The following is a 22,519-nucleotide window of genomic DNA, read 5'->3' as shown; positions in this document are numbered from 1 at the left end:
TCGTCGGGTTCGCAGATTGGTGTGGGGCGTTACTCGTCGGCCCAGCCACCGACGGCTTTGACCTCCAGGAAATCCTCGATCCCCCAGCTGCCGCCCTCGCGGCCATTGCCGGATTGTTTCATGCCCCCAAACGGCGAGCCAGCGGAACGCGACTTGCCGTTCATCTCGATCATTCCGGCGCGCAGCTTGCGGGCCATGCGGTTGGCACGGGCGGGATCCTGTGTCTGCACATAGTTGGTCAGGCCATAGGGCGTGTCATTGGCGATCTCGATTGCGTCCTCTTCGCTCTCGAAGGGGATAATCGACAGCACCGGGCCAAAGATCTCTTCGCGGGCGATGGTCATATGGTTGTTCACATCGGCAAAGACGGTTGGCTTGACATAGAAGCCTTGGTTCAAGCCATCGGGGCGACCGGTGCCGCCTGCTACCAATCGGGCGCCTTCGTCGATGCCTTTCTGGATCAGATCCTGGATCTTGGTCCATTGCAGCTCATTCACAACCGGGCCGATATGACGGCCTTCGCTGGAGGCGGGGCCGACCTCTACCTTGTTGGCAACAGCGGCGGCCTCTTCGACGGCTTTGTCGTAGATGCCTTTCTGAACCAGCATACGGCTTGGCGCGTTACAGCTTTGGCCGGTGTTGTTCATCATATGCAGCACGCCGCGCTTGACCGCTTTCTCGTCGGCATCGTCAAAGATCACATTGGCGCCTTTGCCACCAAGCTCCAGATGAACCTTCTTCAGTGTATCTGCCGCAGCTTTGGAAATGGCAGTGCCGGCGCGGGTCGATCCGGTGAAGGACACCATGTCCACATCGGGATGGCTGGACAGCTGGGTGCCCACGCCGGTGCCGTCACCGTTCACCAGATTGAAGACACCGGCAGGGAAGCCAACCTCGTCCATCATTTCGGCAAAGATCATCGCGTTGAGCGGGCTTTGCTCCGAAGGTTTCAGAACCATGGTGCAGCCCGCGATGGCTGCGGCGCCAACCTTCAGCGTGACCTGGTTCATCGGCCAGTTCCATGGCGTGATCAACGCAGCGACGCCGACAGCCTCATGGATGATGCGATCGTTGGGGGCATGGTCGCCCAGAGGAGCATCGAAGGAGAACGCCTTCGCCGCCTTGATAAAGTTGCGCAGATGCCAGCTGCCTGCGCCTGCCTGCTGGGTGCGGGCCATGTCGATGGGAGCCCCCATCTCGACGCTCATCGCCTGCGCCAGATCTTCGGTGCGGCTCTCGTAGACTTCGATCAGCTTTTCGACCAGCGCGATACGATCTTCAACCGGTGTCGCCATCCAACCCGGCAGGGCGGCCTTGGCTGCTGCGACAGCGGCATTGGTATCCGCAGCATCGCCCAGGGAAATGACGGCACAGGGCGCCTCAGTCGAGGGGTCGATCACTTCGAAATCATTGGGTGCAGCAGGGGCGACCCATTGGCCGTTGATGTAAAAATCACGTTTCTCGATCATCTGTCGATCTCCCAGGTATCAGGGTGTGACGGGGCAAAACCCCGCAATTGGCCGACACTCTGTCACCGGTGTTTCGGATGGGCAAGGGGGGAATGAATAATTTGATCAAATTATAGAAATGGATAAAAATCCACCATTTTACCGCTGTTTTGGGATGGCTGCGCGGTCTCATCAATCGAACTACACGCATGTCCCGGACGGGTCAGATTTGCGCGTGGGTTGATCTTTTCGGCTGCTTGCACCCGATCAAGGGTTTAACCTGCGCGTTGAGTGGTTAGGTTATCTACCAGAGAACAATTATTTGACAGCAGAGGAGAGACCCATGGGTTTGCGTATCAATGATGTGGTTCCGGATTTCACCGCAGAAACCGATCAGGGCACCGTCTCGTTTCATGATTGGATCGGCGACAGCTGGGCGATCCTGTTTTCCCACCCCAAAGATTTTACACCTGTCTGCACCACGGAGTTTTCGGCTGTGGCGCAGCTGGCTGACGAATGGGCAGCCCGCAATACCAAGGTGATCGGTGTGTCCGTTGACGGCGTCGAGGATCACAAGAAATGGAAAGGTGACATCGAAAGCTACGGCAAGGCCAGCGCGGGCTTTCCGATCATTGCCGATGAAGGACTGGCCGTCTCCAAGGCCTTCGACATGCTGCCTGCAGAGGCCTATCTTCCCGATGGCCGCACTCCTGCAGACAGCGCCACGGTTCGTTCCGTCTTCATCATCGGCCCGGATAAGCAGTTGAAACTGTCGATGACCTACCCGATGACCGTGGGACGTAACTTTGCCGAAATTCTGCGCGCTCTGGACGGTCTGCAGATGTCTGGCAAAGGCGTGGCGACCCCTGCGAACTGGGTACCCGGCGAAGATGTGATTATTCCGCCAAGCGTGTCGAACGAGGACGCCAAAGCCAAGTTCGGTGAGTTCGAAACGATCTTCCCCTATCTGCGCAAAACCAAGGCGCCGGAATAACCGACTGAAACATCCAAACGGGGGCGTCGTGCCCTTGTGAACTGACCGCTGTGGAAAAGGGGCCGACCGGCCCCTTTTCTATGGCTCCACTACGAGTGTTTTTGTGGGCGCAGGGCGACTTGGCTCCGGTAGAGCGCGCGTTTCACTTCACGCGCGATCTTTCCTCCTGTGGGGCGCGATTGGATGGTTGAGCCCCCCAATTCCTCCGTCAGTTCTGATGCACCATTGGGCCAGATGGTGTGGACTATTTGCCCATGGATCCAGTGCATCTGGAGAAAGGTATCAACCGGACGGTCCAGCGTCTCTGTGGCAGCCAGTAGACGCGCCGCCGCGGCTTTTCCCACCATCTGCGCGACGGTTTGCAATCCGATGCGTCTTGGCAGGAACAGGCGCGCTTCGCCCTCGGTCGCGATAAGCTGCGTCGCGGTTTCGCGGTGTTTGGCAGGCAGCCGGAAAAAACTCTCGGTGGTGGCGTGATTTTCGGCCAATGCGATGGCATTGCGCCAGATCCCCAGATCCAAGGCAAGATCATCCTCGACGATCAGGCCGAACTCATCAGCGCTGTCGACGATCTTCTGCCAGCATTTGCGGTGGGACAGGAAACAGCCGATCTCCCCAGCCCTCAGCGCAAAGGGGTAACATGGCTGGTGCAGGTCGCCATTGCGCACGGTGATCCCGCCTGCCTCCAGAACCGCGCGGCCGTTGACCGCCTCAATGACCTCCGGCTGTGGCAGCTCCGTCATCAGCCGTGCCACGTTTGGGGCGCGTTTCTGATCACCTGCCATATGAATGATATAGGATCGCATAAGCCAGAGGTAGCGATCTTGCCCAGCGGTGAAAAGAGGGAGGCCGCAGCCTGCGGACCCGAAAACGAAGAAACCCCGCCATCTCTGGCGGGGTTCCATGTGTTTTCAAAACAAGAGGCAGATTATTCTGCGTCTTCTTTCTTCTCATCCTTGATCTCTTCGCCGGTTTCCTGATCCACGATCTTCATGGACAGGCGGACCTTGCCGCGATCATCAAAGCCCAGCAGCTTCACTTTCACTTCCTGGCCTTCCTTCAGAACGTCCGAAGGGTGGTTCAGGCGGCGGTTTTCGATCTGGGACACGTGTACCAGGCCATCGCGCTTGCCGAAGAAGTTCACGAAGGCGCCGAAATCGACGATCTTCACAACTTTACCGGTGTAGATGGCGCCTTCTTCCGGCTCTGCCACGATCGAGTGGATCATGTCATAGGCCTTCTGAATGGCGGTGCCGTCGGCGGATGCGATCTTGATCACGCCGTCGTCGTTGATGTCGACTTTCGCGCCGGAGGTTTCCACGATCTCGCGGATGACCTTGCCACCGGAACCGATCACTTCACGGATTTTATCGGTTGGGATCTGCATGGTTTCAATGCGGGGTGCATGGACGGAAAACGCGTTGGTTTCCGACAGGGCCTTGGACATTTCGCCCAGGATGTGCAGACGGCCGTCTCGGGCCTGATCCAGTGCTTTTTCCATGATCTCAGGCGTGATGCCCGCAACCTTGATGTCCATCTGCAGCGAGGTGATGCCGTTCGCAGTACCTGCCACTTTGAAGTCCATGTCGCCGAGGTGGTCTTCGTCGCCCAGAATGTCCGACAGGATCGCGTAGGAGCCGTCGTCTTCCAGGATCAGACCCATGGCCACACCGGCAACCGGTGCCTTCAGCGGAACGCCGGCGTCCATCATGGACAGCGAACCACCGCAGACCGATGCCATCGAGGAGGAACCGTTCGATTCGGTGATCTCCGACACCACGCGGATGGTGTAGGGGAAGTCGGTCGGCGCAGGCAGAACCGCCTGCAGCGCGCGCCATGCCAGCTTACCATGACCGATTTCACGGCGACCCGGAGAGCCGACACGACCCACTTCACCAACCGAATAGGGAGGGAAGTTGTAGTGCAGCAGGAAGTTGGATTTGAAGTTGCCGTGCAGCGCGTCGATGAACTGCTCGTCGTCACCAGTGCCCAGCGTGGTCACGGCCAGTGCCTGAGTTTCACCACGGGTGAACAGCGCCGAACCATGGGTCCGCGGCAGCATGCCGGTTTCCGACTCGATGGCGCGCACGTCAGTGGTTGACCGTCCGTCGATCCGCTTGCCGGTCTTGACGACGTCGCCACGCAGAATGCCAGCTTCCAGCTTCTTCAGGGCGGAACCGAGGTTGGCATCTTCCAGCTGTTCTTCTGTCAGCGAGGCTTTGATCGCGTCGCGGGCAGCGGCAACAGCGGCGGTGCGCTCCTGCTTGTCGGTGATTGCGAATGCAGCGCGCATCTGCTCTTCACCTGCGGCTTTCACGACGGCGAACAGCTCGGAATAATCCGCCGGCTGGAAGTCAAACGGCTCTTTCGCCGCGTCTTCTGCCAGAGAGATGATCAGGTCGATCACCGGCTGGATCTGCTCATGAGCAAATTTCACCGCACCCAGCATTTCTGCTTCGGTCAGCTCGTAAGCCTCGGATTCAACCATCATCACGGCATCTTTGGTGCCGGCAACAACCAGATCCAGACGCTGATCAGGGTTCAGGCGCAGGTCCTGCATGTCGTCGACAGTCGGGTTCAGAACGTATTCGCCGCCCTCAAAACCAACGCGCGCAGCTGCGATCGGACCCATGAAGGGTGCGCCGGACAGGGTCAGCGCCGCAGAGGCTGCAATCATTGCGACCATGTCGGGATCGTTGACCAGATCGTGGCTCAGCACGGTGCACATCACCAGAACTTCGTTCTTGAAGCCGGGGACGAACAGCGGGCGGATCGGACGGTCAATCAGACGCGCAGTCAGTGTTTCTTTTTCGGTGGGGCGTGCTTCACGCTTGAAAAAACCACCGGGGACCTTGCCCGCCGCGTAGTATTTTTCCTGGTAGTGGACGGTCAGAGGGAAGAAGTCCTGACCCGGTTTTTGCTGGCGGGCAAAGGTGACATTTGCCATGACCGAGGTCTCGCCCAGGGTGGCAATCACGGTGCCATCAGCCTGACGGGCAACCTTGCCGGTCTCCAGTGTGAGCGTCTCTTCGCCCCACTGCATCGATTTCTTTGTAACGTTAAACATTCAGCTTATCCTAGCTGGGAGCACTCCCGGGCGTATCCCGGGTCTCCCGTTTGATGTGGCGGCCCCATTGCCGCCGACCCCTCTCTATCTTTCTTTCGACTGCCGGGGTCTTGGCAGCACGTCTCAGATAGGCCGCCCTTACAGGATTTTTGCACAGATTGAAAGGGCAAGCGCTGGCCGAGCCAGTGCATTGAAATTTTGGCGCCGGGCCAATGCAGCAGGCCGCACCGGCAAACTTGGCAACTCAAAACACTGATGCATTAACCAGATCCTCAACGTTTTTATGAAAACATTGCTCACCCCAGAAGGGAAAGACGCCGTCGCCCCCACCACGAACGAACAGGTGCTGAATGAACGATTGGACCTCCGGCTATGTTGCCGAGCTCGACTACACGCATGATTTCTTTCATGAGATGACGCCATCGCGCTTGGCGTTTGCTGCGTTGTCGCGGGGGCATCGGCATGGGTTGGACGACAACCGTCTAACCTATTGTGAGTTGGGCTGTGGGCAGGGGTTCACCGCCAATCTGCTGGCCGCTGCAAACCCGCATGTTGATGTACATGCCATGGATTTCAATCCGGCGCATATCGCTGGCGCACATCGATTGGCGCGGGAGGCCGCGGTGCCCAATGTCACCTTCTACGAAAGGTCCTTTGAGGATTTTGAGGAGGAGGCAACCCTGCCAAACAGCTTCGACGTGATTGCGCTCCACGGTGTTTATAGCTGGGTTTCGCGTGAGAATCAGGAACGGATTATCGACTTTATTGCCCGTCGCCTGAAACCCGGTGGACTGGTCTATATCAGTTACAATACACAACCGGGCTGGGCACCATCGATGCCATTGCGCCGATTGCTGACGGATCGCGCGGCCCAAGGCAACGGGTCACTGGAACAACGCATCGATGAGGCCTTGGATTTCGCCGAGCGATTGAAGCTGGCCGACGCCGGTTTCTTTGCCTCCAATCCTGGTCAGCTGACCCGGCTGAGCGAGATGAAGTCCATGTCCCGGAATTATCTCGCGCATGAGTTCTTCAACAAAGATTGGACCCCCTTCCATTTTGCCGATGTTGCAGATGATCTTGCGCAGGCAAAACTGGAGTTTATGGGCGCGGCGAACCCTCTGGATCACATCGACGATATCTGTCTCAGCAGGCCACAGCAGGCGCTGCTCGCAGAAGAAAGCAATTCAGTCAGGCGCGAGGGCCTGCGTGATATTCTGTTGAACGAGCAGTTCCGCGCAGATGTTTTTGTACGGGGGTGGCTGCCACAGACACAACGTGGCGGCGTCGGAGGGTGGTTTCAGACCCCCTTTGCGCTGGCGCGTCATTATGGAACCGGCCCGTTGAAAGTCAGCTGGCGCAAGGGCGATATCGCGCTGGAAGCGAGCCAGTATGAGCCTGTCTTGCAGGCTTTGTCCGATGGGCACCACACCGTTCGTGCCTTGCTGGAGCAAGGGGTGTTCTCAGATATGACTTGGGGCGACATTACGCGGATGCTGACGATTCTGACCGGTGCGGGCCATATCGTGCCCTGTTTGCCGCAAGCGGGATATGCGGATCGGATTGTGCGGTGCCGCGACTTCAATATGGCGGTTTGTAAGAATGCTGAGGACAGCGAGCGCCTGGGATTCCTGGCATCCCCGGTGACGGGGGGCGGTGTCGCGGTTGACCGAATGGAGCAGCTGTTCCTACTGGCTCAAAGCGAGGGTCATCAGACACCAAATGACTGGGCGACCTTCGTCTGGCGAATTCTTGAGCCCCAAGGGCAACGGCTGGAGCAGGAGGGTCGCGTTCTGGACCTACCAGAGGAAAACCTTGCCGTCTTGCGCGCCCGCGCCCATGCTTTTTCAGCGCGGCGTCTGGGTATTCTCGCAGGCCTTGGTGTGAGCTTGCTTCAGGCCGACCCATCGCAGCCGGAAATGGCCCATCCGACGGCTGCCTCGTCACAGAGCGGCGCTGTCGCCTAGCTGACCACGGATCATGCACTGAAATAAAAAACGCCCGCAGCCGAGAGGCGCGGGCGTTTTTTATTCGTCAGGTCGTCGCGCTTAGCGACGGATGCCGAGACGTTTGATGAGGTCCTGATAGCGGGCCACGTCTTTGCCTTTGGTGTAGTCCAGCAGCTTACGACGCTGAGCAACCATTTTCAGAAGGCCACGACGACCGTGGTTGTCCTTCTTGTGGGTTTTGAAGTGTTCGGTCAGGGTGTTGATGCGCGAGGTCAGGATTGCAACCTGGACTTCCGGGGAACCGGTGTCGCCGTCTTTGGTTGCGAATTCTTTCATCAGGCGGGCTTTTTCTTCAGCAGTGATCGACATCGGGGTCTCCTTTGAAGGTTTGTGTGAATGGCGCAGGCCGGGATGTCGTCCAGCACAGGCCCATGGAGGCGTCTCGGGCACTGCAGTTTTCCGTAGAAAGTCGCAGTGCCGTTGAACAGGTCGCGCGTATACGCAGATTCTTCGGAAATAGCAAAAGGTTTTGAAGAGTGGTCTCTGTCAGCGCAGCGGATGTCGACCCGACCAGATCCGGGTCACTCGAGCGTCAGTCCGCCATCCCCCGATTCTTTGGCAATCACGCCAAAGCCGACAGCGGCATCTTGGTCGACCACCAGTATGTCGGACGCAGTTAACTCTGCCAGTCCGATAACGCGCAGCACCTCCTCGCCGTCGATGGTCACGATATGCTCACCGGGGGTATCTGGATTGCTGCTCACGTCAACGACAGGCGTGTCAGAGCCGAATTTGTCCCAGATGACAACCAGCTGATCCTCATTGCTATTGAAATCGGATAAATCGATGGGGGCGGTGGGGGCCGCGTTGTCCCCATTTGCGTCCTCGCTGATATAGAAATCTCCGGCGCCAACAAGGATACTATCGGCGCCTGTGCCGGCGGTCACGATATCACCGGCCCCGGCAAGTATCGTGTCATCGCCGTCACCGCCGTTCAGATAATCCGTGGCGTCACCATCATCATTGCCGACCAGACGATCATCGCCAGTGCCGCCGAACAGCGTGTCCTGCCCCTGCCCACCTGTCAGATGATCATCATCGTCGTTCCCGTGCAGCGCGTCGCGCCCGTCAGCCCCGACCAGCGTATCATTGCCGTGACCGCCGTGGGCCTGATCATCGCCTGCACCGCCGTCAAGCATGTCCTCACCGAAGTGGCCGAACAACCTGTCGTCATCGTCGTCTCCGGACAGCAGGTCATCGCCATCGTCACCGTGCAGAAGATCATCTCCATCCCCACCCTGCAGCGTGTCGTGGCCCTCTCCACCATGCAAAGAATCGTCACCATCGCCGCCCAGCACCCCGTCATCGCCGGAGTAGCCGTTCAGCTGATCGTGTCCCGCAAGACCTTGTAGAGAATCATCCGCATCGCCGCCGCCAAGCTGATCGCTCCCGGAGGTCCCCGTGGAGACAAGTGAAGCTAGGGAGGAGGTTTCATCGGTATTTCCCTCTGCCGCGTGGTCATTGACGTCAGAGCTTTCCGGGTCATCGCCCCCCTCGTCAATCAACAAGATGCCACCAACGGCGGCGACCCCCAACATTGCAGCCAGCATCAACATTCCGGCGACCCCTTACAAAACACGCGGAACACCCGCATGATCAATATTGAACACGCAATGGTTGTATATCAAACCAAATCGAAAGCGATGGTTAGCAAGATCTTATGCCGACTTGGGCCGCCAGGGTTCAGGTTTCTGGTCGTAGCGAATGTAGAGCGGGTGTTTGGGATGACCGGCCTTGCTTAGTCCGAGATGAAACAACGGACTACCGGTTTCGACAAGCGCCGCCGCAACTTGATCACCTTGCTGACGAAACGCGCCGTGGGTGCCCCAGGCGCAGATCACCTGATCCGCCCAGGCCGCACCCTCCAGAATTATTCCGAGATTATCAGGGCCAACCGGGTCCGCTGCGCGTTTCATGTCGCGCGGATCGGTGGCCCGAAAGGCAAAGATATTGGTGGCGCGAAATCCGCCATGTCCCAAGGTGCGCGCGCGTCTTTCGCAGCGCTCAATCGTTGGATCGTTCTGCACCTCAGTTGCGGTGGACGGGTTGAGCATCACAATCATCACCCGTGTCCCTGCCGGATCCCAGATCCGGCTGAGGCTATATCGATACTGCTCGCAGTCGGAATAGACCGCGTTTGAAGGCGCGTCGCCCTTGGTGTGGCTGCGATGGATCATGGTGCCCGTCGTGCCCAGACCTCGCGCCGCTGTCAACCGCAGCCTAGCGGACGAAGACCCTGCTGGGATGCAGCTCGCCGGCTTTGTAGTGTCCAACCGCAACAGCCAGACCATCCAGTGAGGCCCAGGCTTCCTCGCCGTATTCAACATCGGAGGCGAGCACCATTCCGGGATTGCCATTGCGCAGCTTGGCCGCGCCTTCAGGTGTGCAGGTCAGCTGCGGCAGATCGGCGAGCCCTTCTTCAAGCGGGCGCAGATAGCCATCAAGATCCGGCGATTTGGCCATTTCATCCAGCGTCTCAAGGCTGATGCCATCCTCGGCGTCAAACGGCCCCGACCAGATCCGGCGCAGGCATTTGACATGGCCCTGACACCCAAGCGCGGCGCCCAGATCCCGCGCGATGGACCGCACGTAGCCGCCTTTGCCGCAGGTCATTTCCAACACGACATGGTCAGCATCAGGACGATCCACCAGGATCAGCTCCTCAACCCACAACGGGCGGGCGGCCAGTTCGATGTCTTCACCGTCGCGGGCCAGTTTATAAGCGCGCTGACCGTCGATTTTCACCGCTGAGAATTTTGGTGGCACCTGCATGATATCACCAAGGAATTGCGGCAGCGCCGCCACGATGTCCTCATCACTTGGCCGTGTGTCGCTGCTGGCGATCACTTCGCCTTCGGCGTCATCGGTATTGGTCGCCTGACCGAGCCGCACGGTGAAGGTGTAGGCCTTCAGCGCATCGGTGATATAAGGCACGGTCTTGGTGGCTTCGCCGAGGGCGACTGCCAGAACGCCGGTTGCCTCGGGATCCAATGTGCCGGCATGGCCTGCCTTCTTCGCATCAAAGGCCCAGCGGACTTTGTTGACAACCGCAGTGGACGTCAGCCCCGCAGGCTTGTCGACCACCAGCCAGCCGGAAATATCGCGCCCTTTGCGTTTGCGTCCCATATCGTACCCCAATGTCATCGTCGGTGAGAGAGGCGCGCGAGGTAGCCCAGCCATCCCGGGCTGTCAATCGCGGGAGGTGGCGAAACCGTCAGCCAACTGCGGCGCGGGCTGGCCCAACGCGCGTGGTTGGCTCAGTTGGTCGCCGCGTCGCTCTTGGTGCCGTCTGCCACCACGCCCACCACCGGCCCCATCATGAAACCGGCATCACTGCGATTGATCTGCGGTGCGTGGAGCCGCGATATATTGCCATCAAAATAGAGCGCGCTTGGCAGTTTCAGATGGTCCCGGAACAGGCTGCCAAACTGGTGAAACGTCACAGCGTTCCGCGAGATGGCAAAGACCACGCGCTTGCCGTCGGCGCTGGTGCCGACGCCGTTGCGAATGAAATACGAGGTCGAGTCCGGCAGAAACCGCGGGTGCAACGCGCCGTCGATCACCAGCATCGGGCCGGATTGCGTGGCATAGCGGCACGATGGCTCTGTCTCGGCGAAGGTCAGTGTTTCGATCACATCCGTGCGGGCAGCGCCGATACACAGCACCCCATTGGGCAACAGTCCGAAATTGCCCGGACCGGGGGTTGTGATCAGCCGCATCTCCTCGCCGTCGCCGTCCCGGTACAATCCGACAGGAGAACGGTCGCGATGGTACATGCCGGCATTGGTCGCAAAGGGCAGACTCTGCCCCTTGGCAGCCAGATCGTTTTCGATTGTCGAGAAATGACCGTAGACCTCGCCCGCGCCGTTTTTCAGAAACAGGCGCAGCTCATCTTCGGCCACGTCGACCTCGCAGATCGTGTAGCGATTGCCGTCATAGGCGATGTCGCGGCAGTCCACCGCCGCTGCAGGCGCAGCCCAAAGGGCCAACACCACAGCCACCGCCCAGCGAATCACTCGCCGATATCGCGGCGCACCGCGTCCTGCGACAGCATCCGGCGGGTGTCATCCATCCGGTCAAAGGTGTCATCCAGCTGGAACCGCAGTTCCGGCGTGAATTTCAGTGCCAGCTTCTTGCCGATCATCCGACGCAGTTCGCCCTTGTTGCGAGCCATCAGTTTGAGCGTGTCTTCCTGCCCCTTGCCACCAAGCGGCAGCACATAAGCCGTGGCAATACGCAGATCGGGCGAGGTGCGAACCTCACCAACGGTGATCGACAGCCGGTTCAATTCGGGATCATGCAGGTCACCGCGTGCAAAGATCTCGGACAAGGCGCGGCGAATCAATTCGCCGACGCGGAGCTGACGTTGTGAGGGCCCTGAGCCCTCTTGGAGTTTGTTCTTAGCCATATATCCGATTTATGCCGAAAGCGGGGCTTTGCCAAGCGCAGCACAAGCGGTTAGGACAAAACCAGCCCGAAACAGACCACCCGCGATCCAGCGCAACACCTAAGGACCACTGACATGACAGCTTCCCGCACGGATACACCCGGCATCGTGATCACCGGCGCCTCTGGGCGCATGGGGCAGATGCTGATCAAGACGGTTGCGGATCATCCCGGCGCGCATCTGGTCGGCGCGGTGGAGCGGGCAGGCCACGATTGGGTCGGCAAGGATGTGGGGCTGGCCATGGGCGGCTCTGAAATCGGTGTGACAGTGACCGACGATGCGGCTGCTGCCTTTGCCAAGGCGCAGGCCGTGATCGACTTCACCAGCCCAGCGGCGACTATTGCCTTTGCCGGGTTGGCGGCCGAGGCCGGTGTTGTCCATGTCATCGGCACCACCGGGATGAGCGACGCAGAGATCGCCCAGCTGGAACCGGCCTCGCGTCAGTCGGTGCAGATGCGCGCTGGCAATATGAGCCTTGGCGTGAACCTGCTGGTCCAGTTGACCAAGAAGGTCGCCGCCGCCCTTGATGAAGATTTTGATATCGAAGTGATTGAGGCGCATCACCATCACAAAGTCGACGCCCCCTCCGGCACCGCGCTGATGTTGGGAGAGGCCGCCGCCGAAGGGCGCGGCGTGGTGCTCTCAGATGTCAGCGACAGCGGGCGCGATGGCATCACCGGCGCGCGCAAGCGCGGTGATATCGGTTTCAGCGCCATTCGCGGTGGTGATATTGTCGGGGAACATGACGTGCTGTTTGCCGGCCAGGGAGAGCGTATCGTCCTGCGCCATCTGGCGACGGACCGTGCGATCTTTGCCCGCGGGGCCATTAAGGCCGCACTTTGGGGTCAGGATAAGCAACCCGGTCAATACGACATGCTGGATGTGCTGGGCCTCTGATCCTCAGAGCAGGGATGCGGCGCCGCTGAACGTCTCGAACCCTTCGGTGGTTTCCACCACCGAAGCTTCGAAATGGGCGATCAATGGCATCACTTGAGGCTCCAGTTCTTTCAGCCAGACAGGCCCGTCGTAGAAGTCATCCTTGATGCGTTCGCGGTCCGATAGCGTTGCAAAGGCGCGCATCCAGTGGACGACATCCGGATCCTCTAGATCGCGCATCGGACCAAAAACCAGCATGCCCGCGTCGCGCAATGCTGGTCTGTTCACCCGTTCAAAGACCTCAATAAAGGCTTCGCGTTTGCCGGGGTGCAGCCTGTAGCGGCGGATCTCGATGATCATGCAGGCCTCCTGCGGTGACACCGTCAGAAATCGATGGCGATGCCTTTTTTCTCCCAATCACCGTAACGCGCGGGATCTGGACCATCGCGACCGCCGAGCTCAACCGGGCGATTGGCCGCCTCGGCCTCAGCGGCCTTGCGCCGTTCTGCGGCTTCCGCCAGCGCCCGCTGTGCGGCGGGCGGCAGATCTGTTGCCGGATCGATTTTGGTTTTGTCAGCGTCACTCATGCCGGGTTCCCTTGTTGTCGTTCTATGATATACGCCCGCGTCCGGCGGCGACAACCCATTGCGCCGCTGCCCTATATCAGGAGACCCGCATGTCCAACGCAAGCCAAGCCCGCCGCCGCGCTATTCACCTGCTGGATCAGGTGCTCGGGGAGGGCAAGCTGCTGTCTGAATGTTATGCAGCTGGCGCCTTGGACAAGCTCCCGGTGGAGGAGCGGGCGCGCAGTCAGCGACTGGCAACAGATACGCTGCGCAATTTGGAACGCGCGGACCGGATCCTGCAGAAACATCTTAAGAAATCGACGCCGCTGACAGTTCACAATGCCCTGCGTATTGGCACCGTCGAACTGTGTCAGGGCGGGGCGGCACATGGGGTGGTAAACGAGATGGTGGACATTATCGCGCGTCACCGCCGCCACGGTAAACTGAAGGGGCTGGTCAACGCGGTTCTGCGCAAGGTGGCGGATCAGGGGCCTGCTGAATGGGCCAAGCTGCGGGTCCCGCGCCTGCCGAAATGGCTGCGCAGCCCGCTGTCTCAGGCCTGGGGCGCACCTGCGATGCTGTCGATTGAGGCGGCTCATCTGGCGGGCGCGCCGCTTGATCTGACGGCGAAACCTGGTGCCGATCTGTCGGCGTTGGAGGCAACCCGCCTGCCAACCGGGTCTTACCGTCTCCACGGATCGGTTCAAGTTTCTGGCCTGCCGGGATTTGAGGCCGGTGACTGGTGGGTACAGGATGCCGCCGCCGCGCTGCCTGCGCAGCTGTTGGCGGCACAGCCGGGCGAATCGGTGCTGGATCTCTGCGCGGCGCCGGGGGGCAAGACGATGCAGATCGCTGCCACAGGTGCGAATGTGACGGCCGTGGATCAATCCGCTGGTCGGATGGCGCGCCTGTCGGAGAACCTTGACCGGACCGGCCTCAGCGCCACGGTGGTTGTCGGTGATGCGCTGGAACAGACCGGCCAATATGATGCGGTCCTGCTGGATGCGCCGTGTTCCGCAACGGGCACGATTCGCCGGCACCCGGATCTGCCCCATGCCAAGGATGGCAGTGGCTTTGGCGCGCTGATTGAATTGCAGGCACAGATGCTTGCCCATGCCTGGAGCCTGGTGAAACCGGGTGGACGGTTGATTTACTGCACCTGTTCGCTCCTGCCGGATGAGGGTGAATGCCAAGTTGAAGATGCGCTTGAGATGTTTCCCGATATGTCGGTCGGCGATCGGATCCACGCGGTCGCGGGCATCGACCCCGACTGGATCACAGAAGAAGGCGGGCTGCGTCTGCGACCTGATTACTGGGCTGATCAGGGCGGTATGGACGGTTTCTACATGGCGGAATTGCGCAAGGGCGCGGCCTGACCTCAGGTCTCGGCGGTCCTTCGCCGCTCGGCCATCGGGTCGCCTGCCGCATTATCGGTGACTTGGCCTGTAAGCCTCGCTATGCTCAGCGCAAAACGCCCCGGAAAAAATCTCTGGCGTGAGGCAAGAGAGCATGTCCCGATACGATAGAATGGCGCGGCGCGGCACCCGCCTGTTGAACCGCTTTTACGCACGGCGCGCGCGACGGCAGCCCGGCGCCACGGCCTTTGTGTCGCAGCCTGAGCCGCGCACCATCGGCAGCTTTGCCCGCGGTCGGCAACTGGTGGCGGGCAATCTTCTGTTTGCGGGTTACCTCGTCGAATCGCCGACCACCGGGCTCTGGGATGTGGTGGCGCCCGATCTCGCTTTTGATGCAGAACGGCACGGGTTTGCCTGGCTTGATGATCTGGCCGCTGTCGGTGATTTTCGGGCCCGGGAAAAGGCACAGCTCTGGGTCTGGGGATGGATCGACACCCATGGCAACGGCAGCGGGCCGGGCTGGTCGCCGGATCTGACCGGTCGTCGGGTGATCCGCTGGATCAACCACGCGCTGTTCCTGCTGGCGGCCCGCACGGCGGAGCAATCGGAGGCGTTTTTCGGGGCCCTGTCCCGCCAGACCTGGTTCCTCTCCCGCCGCTGGCAAGGGGCCTCCCCCGGATTGCCCCGATTTGAGGCACTCACCGGGTTGATCTACGCGGGCCTTGCTCTCAAGGGGCATGAGGATCAGGTCGACCCCGCTCTGAAGGCCCTGGCCGAGGAATGCTCCAGCCAGATTGATGATCAGGGTGGCCTGCCGACCCGCAACCCTGAGGAGCTGCTGGAGGTCTTTACCCTGCTGACCTGGGCTGCGGCTGCGTTACAGGATGCCGGACGCGGCGTTCCACCCGCGCAACTGGCCGCGATTGAGCGGATCGCACCGACCCTGCGCACATTGCGTCATGCGGATGGCGGTCTCGCGCGGTTCCACGGCGGTGGTCGCGGGCTGGAGGGGCGGCTGGATCATGCGCTTGCGGCAAGCCATGTCACCACGCGCCACGCCGATGGTTTGGCGATGGGCTATGCCCGCCTGTCCGGGCGGCGCACCTCGGTGATCATTGATGCGTCTGTTCCGCCGACAGGGCGCGCCTCTTGGAATGGTCATGCCTCCACCCTGGCGTTTGAGCTGACATCCGGTCGTCGCCCGCTGATCGTCAACTGCGGCTCGGGCGAAACCTTTGGTGTTGAGTGGCGCCGAGCGGGGCGGGCAACACCGTCCCATTCCACGCTCTGTATCGAAGGGCATTCCAGCGCCCGCCTGGCCCCGCCGGAACGCGGCAGCGGCCATGAGATCATGACTGAGGCGCCCGATAACGTGCCGCTGGATGTGTCTGATCTGGAAGACGGCTATCGCTTCCAAGGCGGGCACAATGGCTATGAGCGCCATTTCGGCCTGACCCATGCGCGCACGCTGGAACTGGCGGTGGATGGCCGTGGTCTGGCTGGTGAGGACATGTTGCTGGCGCTGGATACCCGCAACAAACGCCGTTTCGACAAGGCGATGGACGCCCATTCGCTGGGCGGTATTGGCTTTGAGATCCGGCTGCATCTGCACCCGGATGTGGACGCAGCCCTTGACTTGGGGGGCGCAGCAGTATCCATGGCGCTCAAGAGCGGGGAGATCTGGGTGTTCCGTCATGATGGAACCTGCGAGTTGAAGCTGGAACCCAGCGTATACTTGGAAAAAACCCGCTTGAAGCCGCGTGCGGCAAAACAGATCGTTCTCTCCGGGCGGGCAATGAACTATGCCACGCGCATCCGGTGGACGCTCAGTAAGGCGCAGGAGACTGCCGTTGCCGTGCGAGACCTGAACCGGGATGATCCCGCGTTAACCGACTGAGCCTGAAAAGGACCTGCCCTGCCATGACTGACCTTCACCCCGTACGCCGTGCGTTGCTTTCCGTATCCGACAAGACCGGGCTGATCGACCTGGGCAAGGCCTTGGCGGCACGCGGCGTTGAGCTGCTCTCAACTGGCGGCACGGCCAAGGCGCTGCGCGACGCAGGGCTGACCGTCAAGGACGTCTCCGAGATCACTGGCTTTCCGGAAATGATGGATGGCCGAGTCAAAACGCTGCATCCGATGGTGCATGGTGGGCTGCTGGCATTGCGCGACAACGACACGCATGTGGCCGCGATGGAAGAGCATGGGATCGGCGCCATCGAACTGTTGGTGGTGAACCTCTACCCGTTTGAGGACACCGTGGCCAAGGGCGGCGACTACGACACCTGCATTGAAAACATTGATATTGGCGGCCCGGCAATGATCCGTGCGGCGTCAAAGAACCACCTGTTCGTGAACGTTGTGGTCGATGTCGAGGACTACGAACCGCTGCTCGCAGAGCTGGATCGCAATGATGGCCAGACCTCTTATGGATTCCGTCAATGGTTGGCACAGAACGCCTATGCCCGGACGGCCGCCTATGACGCGGCAGTATCGAACTGGATGGCGGGCGCACTGAATCTTGAGGCGCCGCGCCGCCGCGCCGTGGCAGGACAGCTGGCGCAGACCCTGCGCTATGGTGAGAACCCGCATCAGCAGGCGGCCTTCTACCTTGATGGCTCCGCCCGCGCAGGTGTCGCCACCGCGCAGCAGGTGCAGGGCAAGGAGCTGTCCTACAACAACATCAACGACACCGATGCGGCTTTTGAACTGGTCAGCGAGTTTGCACCCGCTGATGGCCCGGCCGTGGCGATCATCAAACACGCCAACCCCTGCGGCGTGGCCCGTGGCACAACGCTGAAAGATGCGTACCAAAAGGCCTTCGACTGCGACCGGACCTCTGCCTTTGGCGGGATTGTGGCTCTGAACCAGCCGTTGGACGGCGAAACCGCGCAAGAGATCGTGCAGATCTTCACCGAAGTGGTCATCGCCCCCGGTGCCTCGGATGAGGCCAAGGCAATTTTTGCGGCCAAGAAAAACCTGCGTCTGTTGCTGACGGATGGTCTGCCCAACCCGCAGGACACGGGTCTGACCACCCGTCAGGTGTCTGGCGGAATGCTGGTGCAGGACAAGGACGTCGGTCACCGTGCCATGGACGACCTGAAGGTGGTCACCGAGAAGGCCCCGACCGATGAGCAGATGCAGGATCTGCTGTTTGCCTGGAAGGTAGCAAAACACGTGAAATCCAACGCCATCGTTTATGTCAAATCTGGCCAGACCGTTGGTGTCGGCGCCGGCCAGATGAGCCGCCTGGACAGTGCCACCATCGCAGGCGTGAAAGCGCAGCGGATGGCTGATGCGCTGGAATTGCCGGAGAGCTTGGCAAAAGGGTCTGCGGTTGCATCCGATGCATTCTTCCCCTTTGCGGACGGTCTTCTGGAAGCTGCGGCAAACGGTGCCACCTGCGTGATCCAGCCCGGTGGTTCCATGCGCGATGATGAGGTCATCAAGGCCGCCAATGACGCAGGCCTGGCAATGGTCTTCACCGGCATGCGTCACTTCCGACACTAAACGCGGCTAACGCAGATCGGGCCGGCTTTGGCCCGATCTCGCCTCAAATTCCGGGCAAAGGGGGCCGCACAATGCGAGCCAAAGTGATGATCTGGGCCGCGATACTGGCGCTGCTTGCCGATCAGATCAGCAAATATCTGGTGGTGCGGGTCATGGATGTGGCCAATCGCGGCGGCATTGATGTGCTGCCACCGCTGCTGCGGTTTCGCTATGGCGAGAATACCGGCATCAATTTCGGTCTGTTCGGCGGTGGGGCCGATACTACGCGATGGGTTCTTATTGCTCTGTCACTTGTGATCTGCGTGGTGCTGGTGGTCTGGATCGCGCGGCTGCCTGCCAATGCGCGCATGATGCAGCTTTCAGCCGGTTTGGTGATCGGCGGCGCGCTTGGCAATGTGGTGGACAGACTGCTTTACGGGTATGTGCTGGACTTCCTCAATATGTCCTGCTGCGGTATCAACAATCCCTTTGTCTTCAACGTGGCGGACATCTTCATCTTTGTGGGCGCGGCCGGCTTGATCCTATTTGATGGGCGGCAGAAAAACCCTGCGTGACCTCGCTGGGGAAATGCGATAAAAGCGGCTCAAACAGGCAGGAGTAACGGGTCATGCGGATCCCTTTTGGTGTGATTGTTCTGATGGGCGCGCTGGCCGTATCTGCTTGCGGGCAAAAAGGGTTGCGCGATCTGCGCCCGGCCGGAACCGGCCCGGATGAATTCATGGTCCTGCCCGCCAAGCCACTGGCCGAGCCGACCAGCTATCAGACGCTGCCGCAGCCCACACCCGGCGCGGCCAATCTCACCGACCGAAACCCCAAGGGTGAAGCCGTCGCCGTGCTTGGCGGCAACCCGGCTGCGCTGGTGCCCGGTGAGGGCATTCCCGCCAGCGACGGCGCATTGGTCACCGCCGTGAGCCGCTATGGCGTCGACCCCGACGTCCGCGCGGATCTCGCGGCGCGCGATGCGAAGAAACGCAAGCGTGAAAACCGCACTGCGCGGTTCAAACTGTTCCCGGTCGATCGCTATCAGGAGGCCTACAAGCGCGAGGCCATCGCGCCGGATCAGGTCAGCGAACGTTTCCGCCGTGCGGGTTTTGAGACACCGTCAGCCCCACCGGCAGAGTAACGCCGAACAGGCCGTACCAGCGGCTCCGGGCGATCACAAAAACGCCATTTCCCTTGCACATGCCCCTCCAGAGCGTAGTTTGACGTTAGCGATGTTGGCTCGGTTTTCGGGCTGATTACCATTGATATGTTGCTGGATCGGACTTGTTTCTGTTGCACCGCAGACCACACGGACAGGGTCGCGCTGCATCGCCCGTCAGGGCAGGCTGCGGGATCTGACCGGCTGCATGAGTCTATTTTGACGCGACCGGTGCTTGTGGTGCCGGTGGCGCACCGCAAAAAGGAGATCACCGAATGATCCCCCCTATGAAGCCTGTGATCCGGCGGATCACCCGGGCCACCGCCATTGTCGCGGCCCTTGTTGCTCTGGACAGCGCTGGTTTGACGGCCTCAGGTCTGGTTCAGGGCGCTCAGGCGCAGGACACTGCCGCTCAATCCGACGCGAGCGATATGGTCACCAGCTTTGTCCTTGATAACGGGATGCAGGTCGTGGTGATCGAAGACCACCGCGCGCCTGTTGTGCAGCATATGGTCTGGTACCGTGCAGGCTCCGCCGATGAACCTGTCGGCCAGTCCGGTGTTGCACATTTTCTGGAACATTTGCTGTTCAAGGCCACTGATAAGCTGGAGGCAGGGGAACTTTCGGCCACTGTTGCTGCAAACGGCGGCCGGGACAACGCCTTCACCAGCTATGACTACACGGCGTATTTCCAGCGTGTCGCGGCGGACCGCCTGGGGCTGATGATGCAGATGGAAAGCGACCGGATGGTCAACATCCGCCTCACCGAGCAGGATATCGAGACCGAGCGGGAGGTCATTCTGGAAGAGCGTAACCAGCGCACGGACAGCGAGCCGCGGGCGCTGTTTCGTGAGCAGTTGAACGCCGCGCAATATCTCAACCATCGGTATGGCCAGCCCATTATTGGCTGGCGTCATGAGATGGAAGAGCTGGACATGGCGGATGCGCTCTCGTTCTACGGAACCTATTACGCGCCGAACAATGCGATTTTGGTTGTCTCCGGTGACGTTGATCCGGAGGAGGTGCGTCGCCTTGCCGAGGAGACCTATGGGCAGATCCCGGCCAACCCGGATCTGCCGGAACGGGTTCGCAGCAAGGAGCCGCCGCAGACCGCCGCCCGTCGCATTGTCTTCAAAGACCCGCGCGTGGCGCAGCCGTTTGTTCAGCGCTCCTATCTGGCGCCGGAACGTGACAAAGGTGCGCAAGAACGCGCAGCGGCGCTCTATCTTCTGGCTGAACTCTTGGGCGGTGGCAGCACCTCTTACCTAACCAACGCGCTGCAGTTTGATCAGCAGGTGGCGGTCTACACCGGTGTGTTTTACTCCGACGTGTCTCTGGATGACACGACCTTTGATTTTCTGGTCGTGCCCGGGGCTGATGTGAGCCTTGAGGAGGCCGAGGCCGCGCTGGATGCCACCTTTACCCGGTTTCTGGAAGACGGCGTTGATGAGGCGCAGCTGGAGCGGATCAAACTGCAACTGCGGGCCGCAGAAATCTACGCCCGCGACAACGTCGACGGAATTGCCAACCGCTATGGACGGGCGCTTGCGTCGGGTCTGACAGTTGAGGATGTGCAGGCTTGGCCGCGTATCCTGCAATCCATCACCGCAGATGAAATCATCGCCGTCGCCCGCGAGGTGTTGCGGCCGGAGGTATCGGTCACCGGCTGGATGATGCGAGACGAAGAGGTAAGCCAATGAAGGCGCTAAAGCTTGTCACGGCCGCATTGGCCGCCTGTTTCCTCGCCCTGCCGGTTTGGGCAGAGGTGAAGATCAAAGAGGTGACCTCTCCCGGCGGCATAACCGCATGGCTGGTCGAAGATCACAGCATTCCCTTCACAGCGCTGGAGCTGCGCTTTCGCGGCGGCACGTCGCTCGACAAGCCGGGCAAACGTGGCGCGACCTATCTGATGGCGGGGCTGCTTGAGGAGGGGGCCGGGCCGCTGGCTGCGCAGGACTACGCCCGCACAGTCGAAAGCCTGGCTGCCGGGTTTTCCTATGATGCGGATAAGGACACGGTGTCGATCTCAGCGCAGTTTCTGAGCGAGAACCGCGATCAGGCCGTTGATCTGCTGCGCCAGACCATCCATGAGCCACGCTTTGATCAGGATGCGCTGGACCGGGTGCGCGCACAGGTTCTGGCCGGTCTGCGCGCTGATGCCAAGGATCCCAACGATATCGCAGGGCGGGTGTTTTCGCAGATGGCCTTTGGCGATCACCCCTATGGCACCGAAGGCAACGGCACCATCGAAAGCGTTACCGCGCTGACCCGTCAGGATATGTTCGATGCCCATGATGCGGTGTTTGCCCGTGATCGGCTCTATGTTGGGGCGGTTGGGGATATCACTGAGGCTGAGTTGGGGGCGCTGCTGGATACTTTGCTGGGCGATTTGCCAGACGCAGGGGCGCCAATTCCGGGACCGGCGGAGGTCACCATAGAGGGTGGTGTGACTGTGGTTGACTACGACACACCGCAATCTGTGGCTCTGTTTGGTCATGCCGGGATCGAACGCGACGACCCGCGGTATTTCGCAGCCTACCTGTTGAACCAGATCCTTGGCGGCGGGTCTTTTGACAGTCGCCTGATGTCGGAAGTGCGCGAAAAACGCGGGCTGACCTATGGCGTCTACAGCTATCTGGTGCCGCGTGATCTGGGGGCCGTCTACATGGGCTCGGTCGCGTCGGCCAACGGCAAGATTGCCGAAACGGTTGAGGTCATCCAGACGGAATGGGCGAAACTGGCAGCTGAAGGCGTGACGGAGAAAGAGCTGGAAGACGCCAAAACCTATCTGACTGGCGCGTATCCGTTGCGTTTCGACGGCAATAGCCGCATCGCGTCGATCCTGGCGGGGATGCAGATGGATGATCTGCCCATTGATTACGTCGCCACCCGAAACGACAAGGTGAACGCTGTCACATTGGAAGAGATCAACAAGGTGGCCAGCGAAATCCTATTGCCGGATCAGCTGCACTTCATCGTGGTTGGTCGACCGGAAGGTTTGCAATCCACCAATTGAGATCAGCGCAGAGCCGATCAAACGGAAAAGGGCGCGATCATCTCTGGTCGCGCCCTTTTTGCTGGATGTGATCGAAGCAGCCACAGCTGC

Annotated in this window: 21 protein-coding genes; 10 read left to right on the top strand and 11 right to left on the bottom strand. The window is 60.4% G+C overall.

From position 1 onward, the window contains the following. Positions 1–29: 29 nt before the first annotated feature. Positions 30–1,469 (bottom strand): aldehyde dehydrogenase family protein, encoded by a 1,440-nt coding sequence (locus OO25_RS05200; protein ID WP_040178785.1) that lies wholly within the window; start codon positions 1,467–1,469, stop codon positions 30–32. 322 nt (positions 1,470–1,791) lie between these two features. On the opposite strand from OO25_RS05200, the gene OO25_RS05195 reads away from it, so the two are divergent. Beyond that, entirely contained in the window at positions 1,792–2,442 is a 651-nt protein-coding gene (locus OO25_RS05195) for a peroxiredoxin (protein WP_024098686.1), read from the top strand. An 89-nt stretch (positions 2,443–2,531) separates the two neighbouring features. On the opposite strand, the gene OO25_RS05190 is transcribed toward OO25_RS05195, so the two are convergent. Both OO25_RS05190 and pnp read right to left on the bottom strand, forming a co-directional pair. Then, on the bottom strand, positions 2,532–3,248 hold the full coding sequence (locus tag OO25_RS05190; RefSeq protein WP_040179144.1) for a glycosyltransferase family 25 protein: 717 nt from the start codon (positions 3,246–3,248) through the stop codon (positions 2,532–2,534). Between the two features lie 122 nt (positions 3,249–3,370). After that, positions 3,371–5,509, bottom strand: coding sequence for a polyribonucleotide nucleotidyltransferase (gene pnp / locus OO25_RS05185; RefSeq protein WP_040178784.1), 2,139 nt, complete (start codon positions 5,507–5,509; stop codon positions 3,371–3,373). A gap of 350 nt (positions 5,510–5,859) precedes the next feature. On the opposite strand from pnp, the gene OO25_RS05180 reads away from it, so the two are divergent. Further along, positions 5,860–7,476, top strand: a complete 1,617-nt coding sequence (locus OO25_RS05180; RefSeq protein WP_040178782.1) for a methyltransferase regulatory domain-containing protein — start codon at positions 5,860–5,862, stop codon at positions 7,474–7,476. Between the two features lie 81 nt (positions 7,477–7,557). Here OO25_RS05180 and rpsO read toward each other — a convergent pair whose 3' ends face one another. From rpsO to rbfA, 6 genes are all read right to left on the bottom strand, one after another. Then, a complete protein-coding gene (gene rpsO / locus OO25_RS05175; RefSeq protein ID WP_024098682.1) occupies positions 7,558–7,827 on the bottom strand; it encodes a 30S ribosomal protein S15 in 270 nt (89 codons plus the stop codon). A gap of 212 nt (positions 7,828–8,039) precedes the next feature. After that, positions 8,040–9,074 (bottom strand): calcium-binding protein, encoded by a 1,035-nt coding sequence (locus tag OO25_RS05170; RefSeq protein WP_040178781.1) that lies wholly within the window; start codon positions 9,072–9,074, stop codon positions 8,040–8,042. Between the two features lie 102 nt (positions 9,075–9,176). Then, on the bottom strand, positions 9,177–9,695 hold the full coding sequence (locus tag OO25_RS05165) for a DUF1643 domain-containing protein (RefSeq protein WP_040178780.1): 519 nt from the start codon (positions 9,693–9,695) through the stop codon (positions 9,177–9,179). A 43-nt stretch (positions 9,696–9,738) separates the two neighbouring features. Beyond that, positions 9,739–10,644 carry a tRNA pseudouridine(55) synthase TruB gene (gene truB, locus OO25_RS05160; RefSeq protein WP_040170158.1) on the bottom strand — a complete coding sequence of 302 codons (906 nt, stop codon included), beginning with the start codon at positions 10,642–10,644 and terminating at the stop codon, positions 9,739–9,741. A 131-nt stretch (positions 10,645–10,775) separates the two neighbouring features. Then, the gene (locus OO25_RS05155) at positions 10,776–11,513 is read right to left on the bottom strand and encodes a phosphodiester glycosidase family protein (protein ID WP_040179142.1); all 738 of its coding nucleotides are present in this window, start codon (positions 11,511–11,513) and stop codon (positions 10,776–10,778) included. A 17-nt stretch (positions 11,514–11,530) separates the two neighbouring features. Continuing rightward, positions 11,531–11,926, bottom strand: coding sequence for a 30S ribosome-binding factor RbfA (gene rbfA, locus OO25_RS05150; RefSeq protein ID WP_040170160.1), 396 nt, complete (start codon positions 11,924–11,926; stop codon positions 11,531–11,533). A 114-nt stretch (positions 11,927–12,040) separates the two neighbouring features. On the opposite strand from rbfA, the gene dapB reads away from it, so the two are divergent. Continuing rightward, the gene (dapB, locus tag OO25_RS05145) at positions 12,041–12,862 is read left to right on the top strand and encodes a 4-hydroxy-tetrahydrodipicolinate reductase (protein ID WP_040178779.1); all 822 of its coding nucleotides are present in this window, start codon (positions 12,041–12,043) and stop codon (positions 12,860–12,862) included. A 3-nt stretch (positions 12,863–12,865) separates the two neighbouring features. On the opposite strand, the gene OO25_RS05140 is transcribed toward dapB, so the two are convergent. Continuing rightward, positions 12,866–13,201: a putative quinol monooxygenase gene (locus OO25_RS05140; RefSeq protein ID WP_040179140.1), complete on the bottom strand. Its 336-nt coding sequence runs from the start codon at positions 13,199–13,201 to the stop codon at positions 12,866–12,868. Between the two features lie 23 nt (positions 13,202–13,224). Further along, positions 13,225–13,428: a DUF1674 domain-containing protein gene (locus OO25_RS05135; RefSeq protein WP_040178778.1), complete on the bottom strand. Its 204-nt coding sequence runs from the start codon at positions 13,426–13,428 to the stop codon at positions 13,225–13,227. 89 nt (positions 13,429–13,517) lie between these two features. Between OO25_RS05135 and OO25_RS05130 the strand changes: the two genes are divergently transcribed. From OO25_RS05130 to OO25_RS05100, 7 genes are all read left to right on the top strand, one after another. After that, complete coding sequence (locus OO25_RS05130) at positions 13,518–14,783, top strand: RsmB/NOP family class I SAM-dependent RNA methyltransferase (protein WP_040178777.1); 1,266 nt, start codon at positions 13,518–13,520, stop codon at positions 14,781–14,783. A 133-nt stretch (positions 14,784–14,916) separates the two neighbouring features. Beyond that, on the top strand, positions 14,917–16,659 hold the full coding sequence (locus OO25_RS05125) for a heparinase II/III family protein (RefSeq protein ID WP_040178776.1): 1,743 nt from the start codon (positions 14,917–14,919) through the stop codon (positions 16,657–16,659). A gap of 23 nt (positions 16,660–16,682) precedes the next feature. Then, a complete protein-coding gene (purH, locus tag OO25_RS05120; RefSeq protein ID WP_040178775.1) occupies positions 16,683–18,272 on the top strand; it encodes a bifunctional phosphoribosylaminoimidazolecarboxamide formyltransferase/IMP cyclohydrolase in 1,590 nt (529 codons plus the stop codon). Between the two features lie 71 nt (positions 18,273–18,343). Beyond that, positions 18,344–18,826 carry a signal peptidase II gene (gene lspA, locus OO25_RS05115; RefSeq protein ID WP_040178774.1) on the top strand — a complete coding sequence of 161 codons (483 nt, stop codon included), beginning with the start codon at positions 18,344–18,346 and terminating at the stop codon, positions 18,824–18,826. A gap of 53 nt (positions 18,827–18,879) precedes the next feature. Further along, positions 18,880–19,395 carry a DUF3035 domain-containing protein gene (locus OO25_RS05110; RefSeq protein WP_040178773.1) on the top strand — a complete coding sequence of 172 codons (516 nt, stop codon included), beginning with the start codon at positions 18,880–18,882 and terminating at the stop codon, positions 19,393–19,395. A gap of 293 nt (positions 19,396–19,688) precedes the next feature. After that, positions 19,689–21,113, top strand: a complete 1,425-nt coding sequence (locus tag OO25_RS05105) for a pitrilysin family protein (RefSeq protein WP_040178772.1) — start codon at positions 19,689–19,691, stop codon at positions 21,111–21,113. Beyond that, positions 21,110–22,429 (top strand): pitrilysin family protein, encoded by a 1,320-nt coding sequence (locus tag OO25_RS05100; RefSeq protein WP_040170179.1) that lies wholly within the window; start codon positions 21,110–21,112, stop codon positions 22,427–22,429. The genes OO25_RS05105 and OO25_RS05100 overlap by 4 nt, the downstream gene beginning before the upstream one ends. Positions 22,430–22,519: the final 90 nt, after the last annotated feature.

The organism is Phaeobacter sp. S60 (assembly GCF_000826845.1).
In the GTDB taxonomy this organism is placed as follows: Bacteria; Pseudomonadota; Alphaproteobacteria; order Rhodobacterales; family Rhodobacteraceae; genus Phaeobacter; species Phaeobacter piscinae.
The sequence above is the reverse complement of the archived record's forward strand: the minus strand, read 5'-3'. Positions and strand labels throughout refer to the sequence as shown.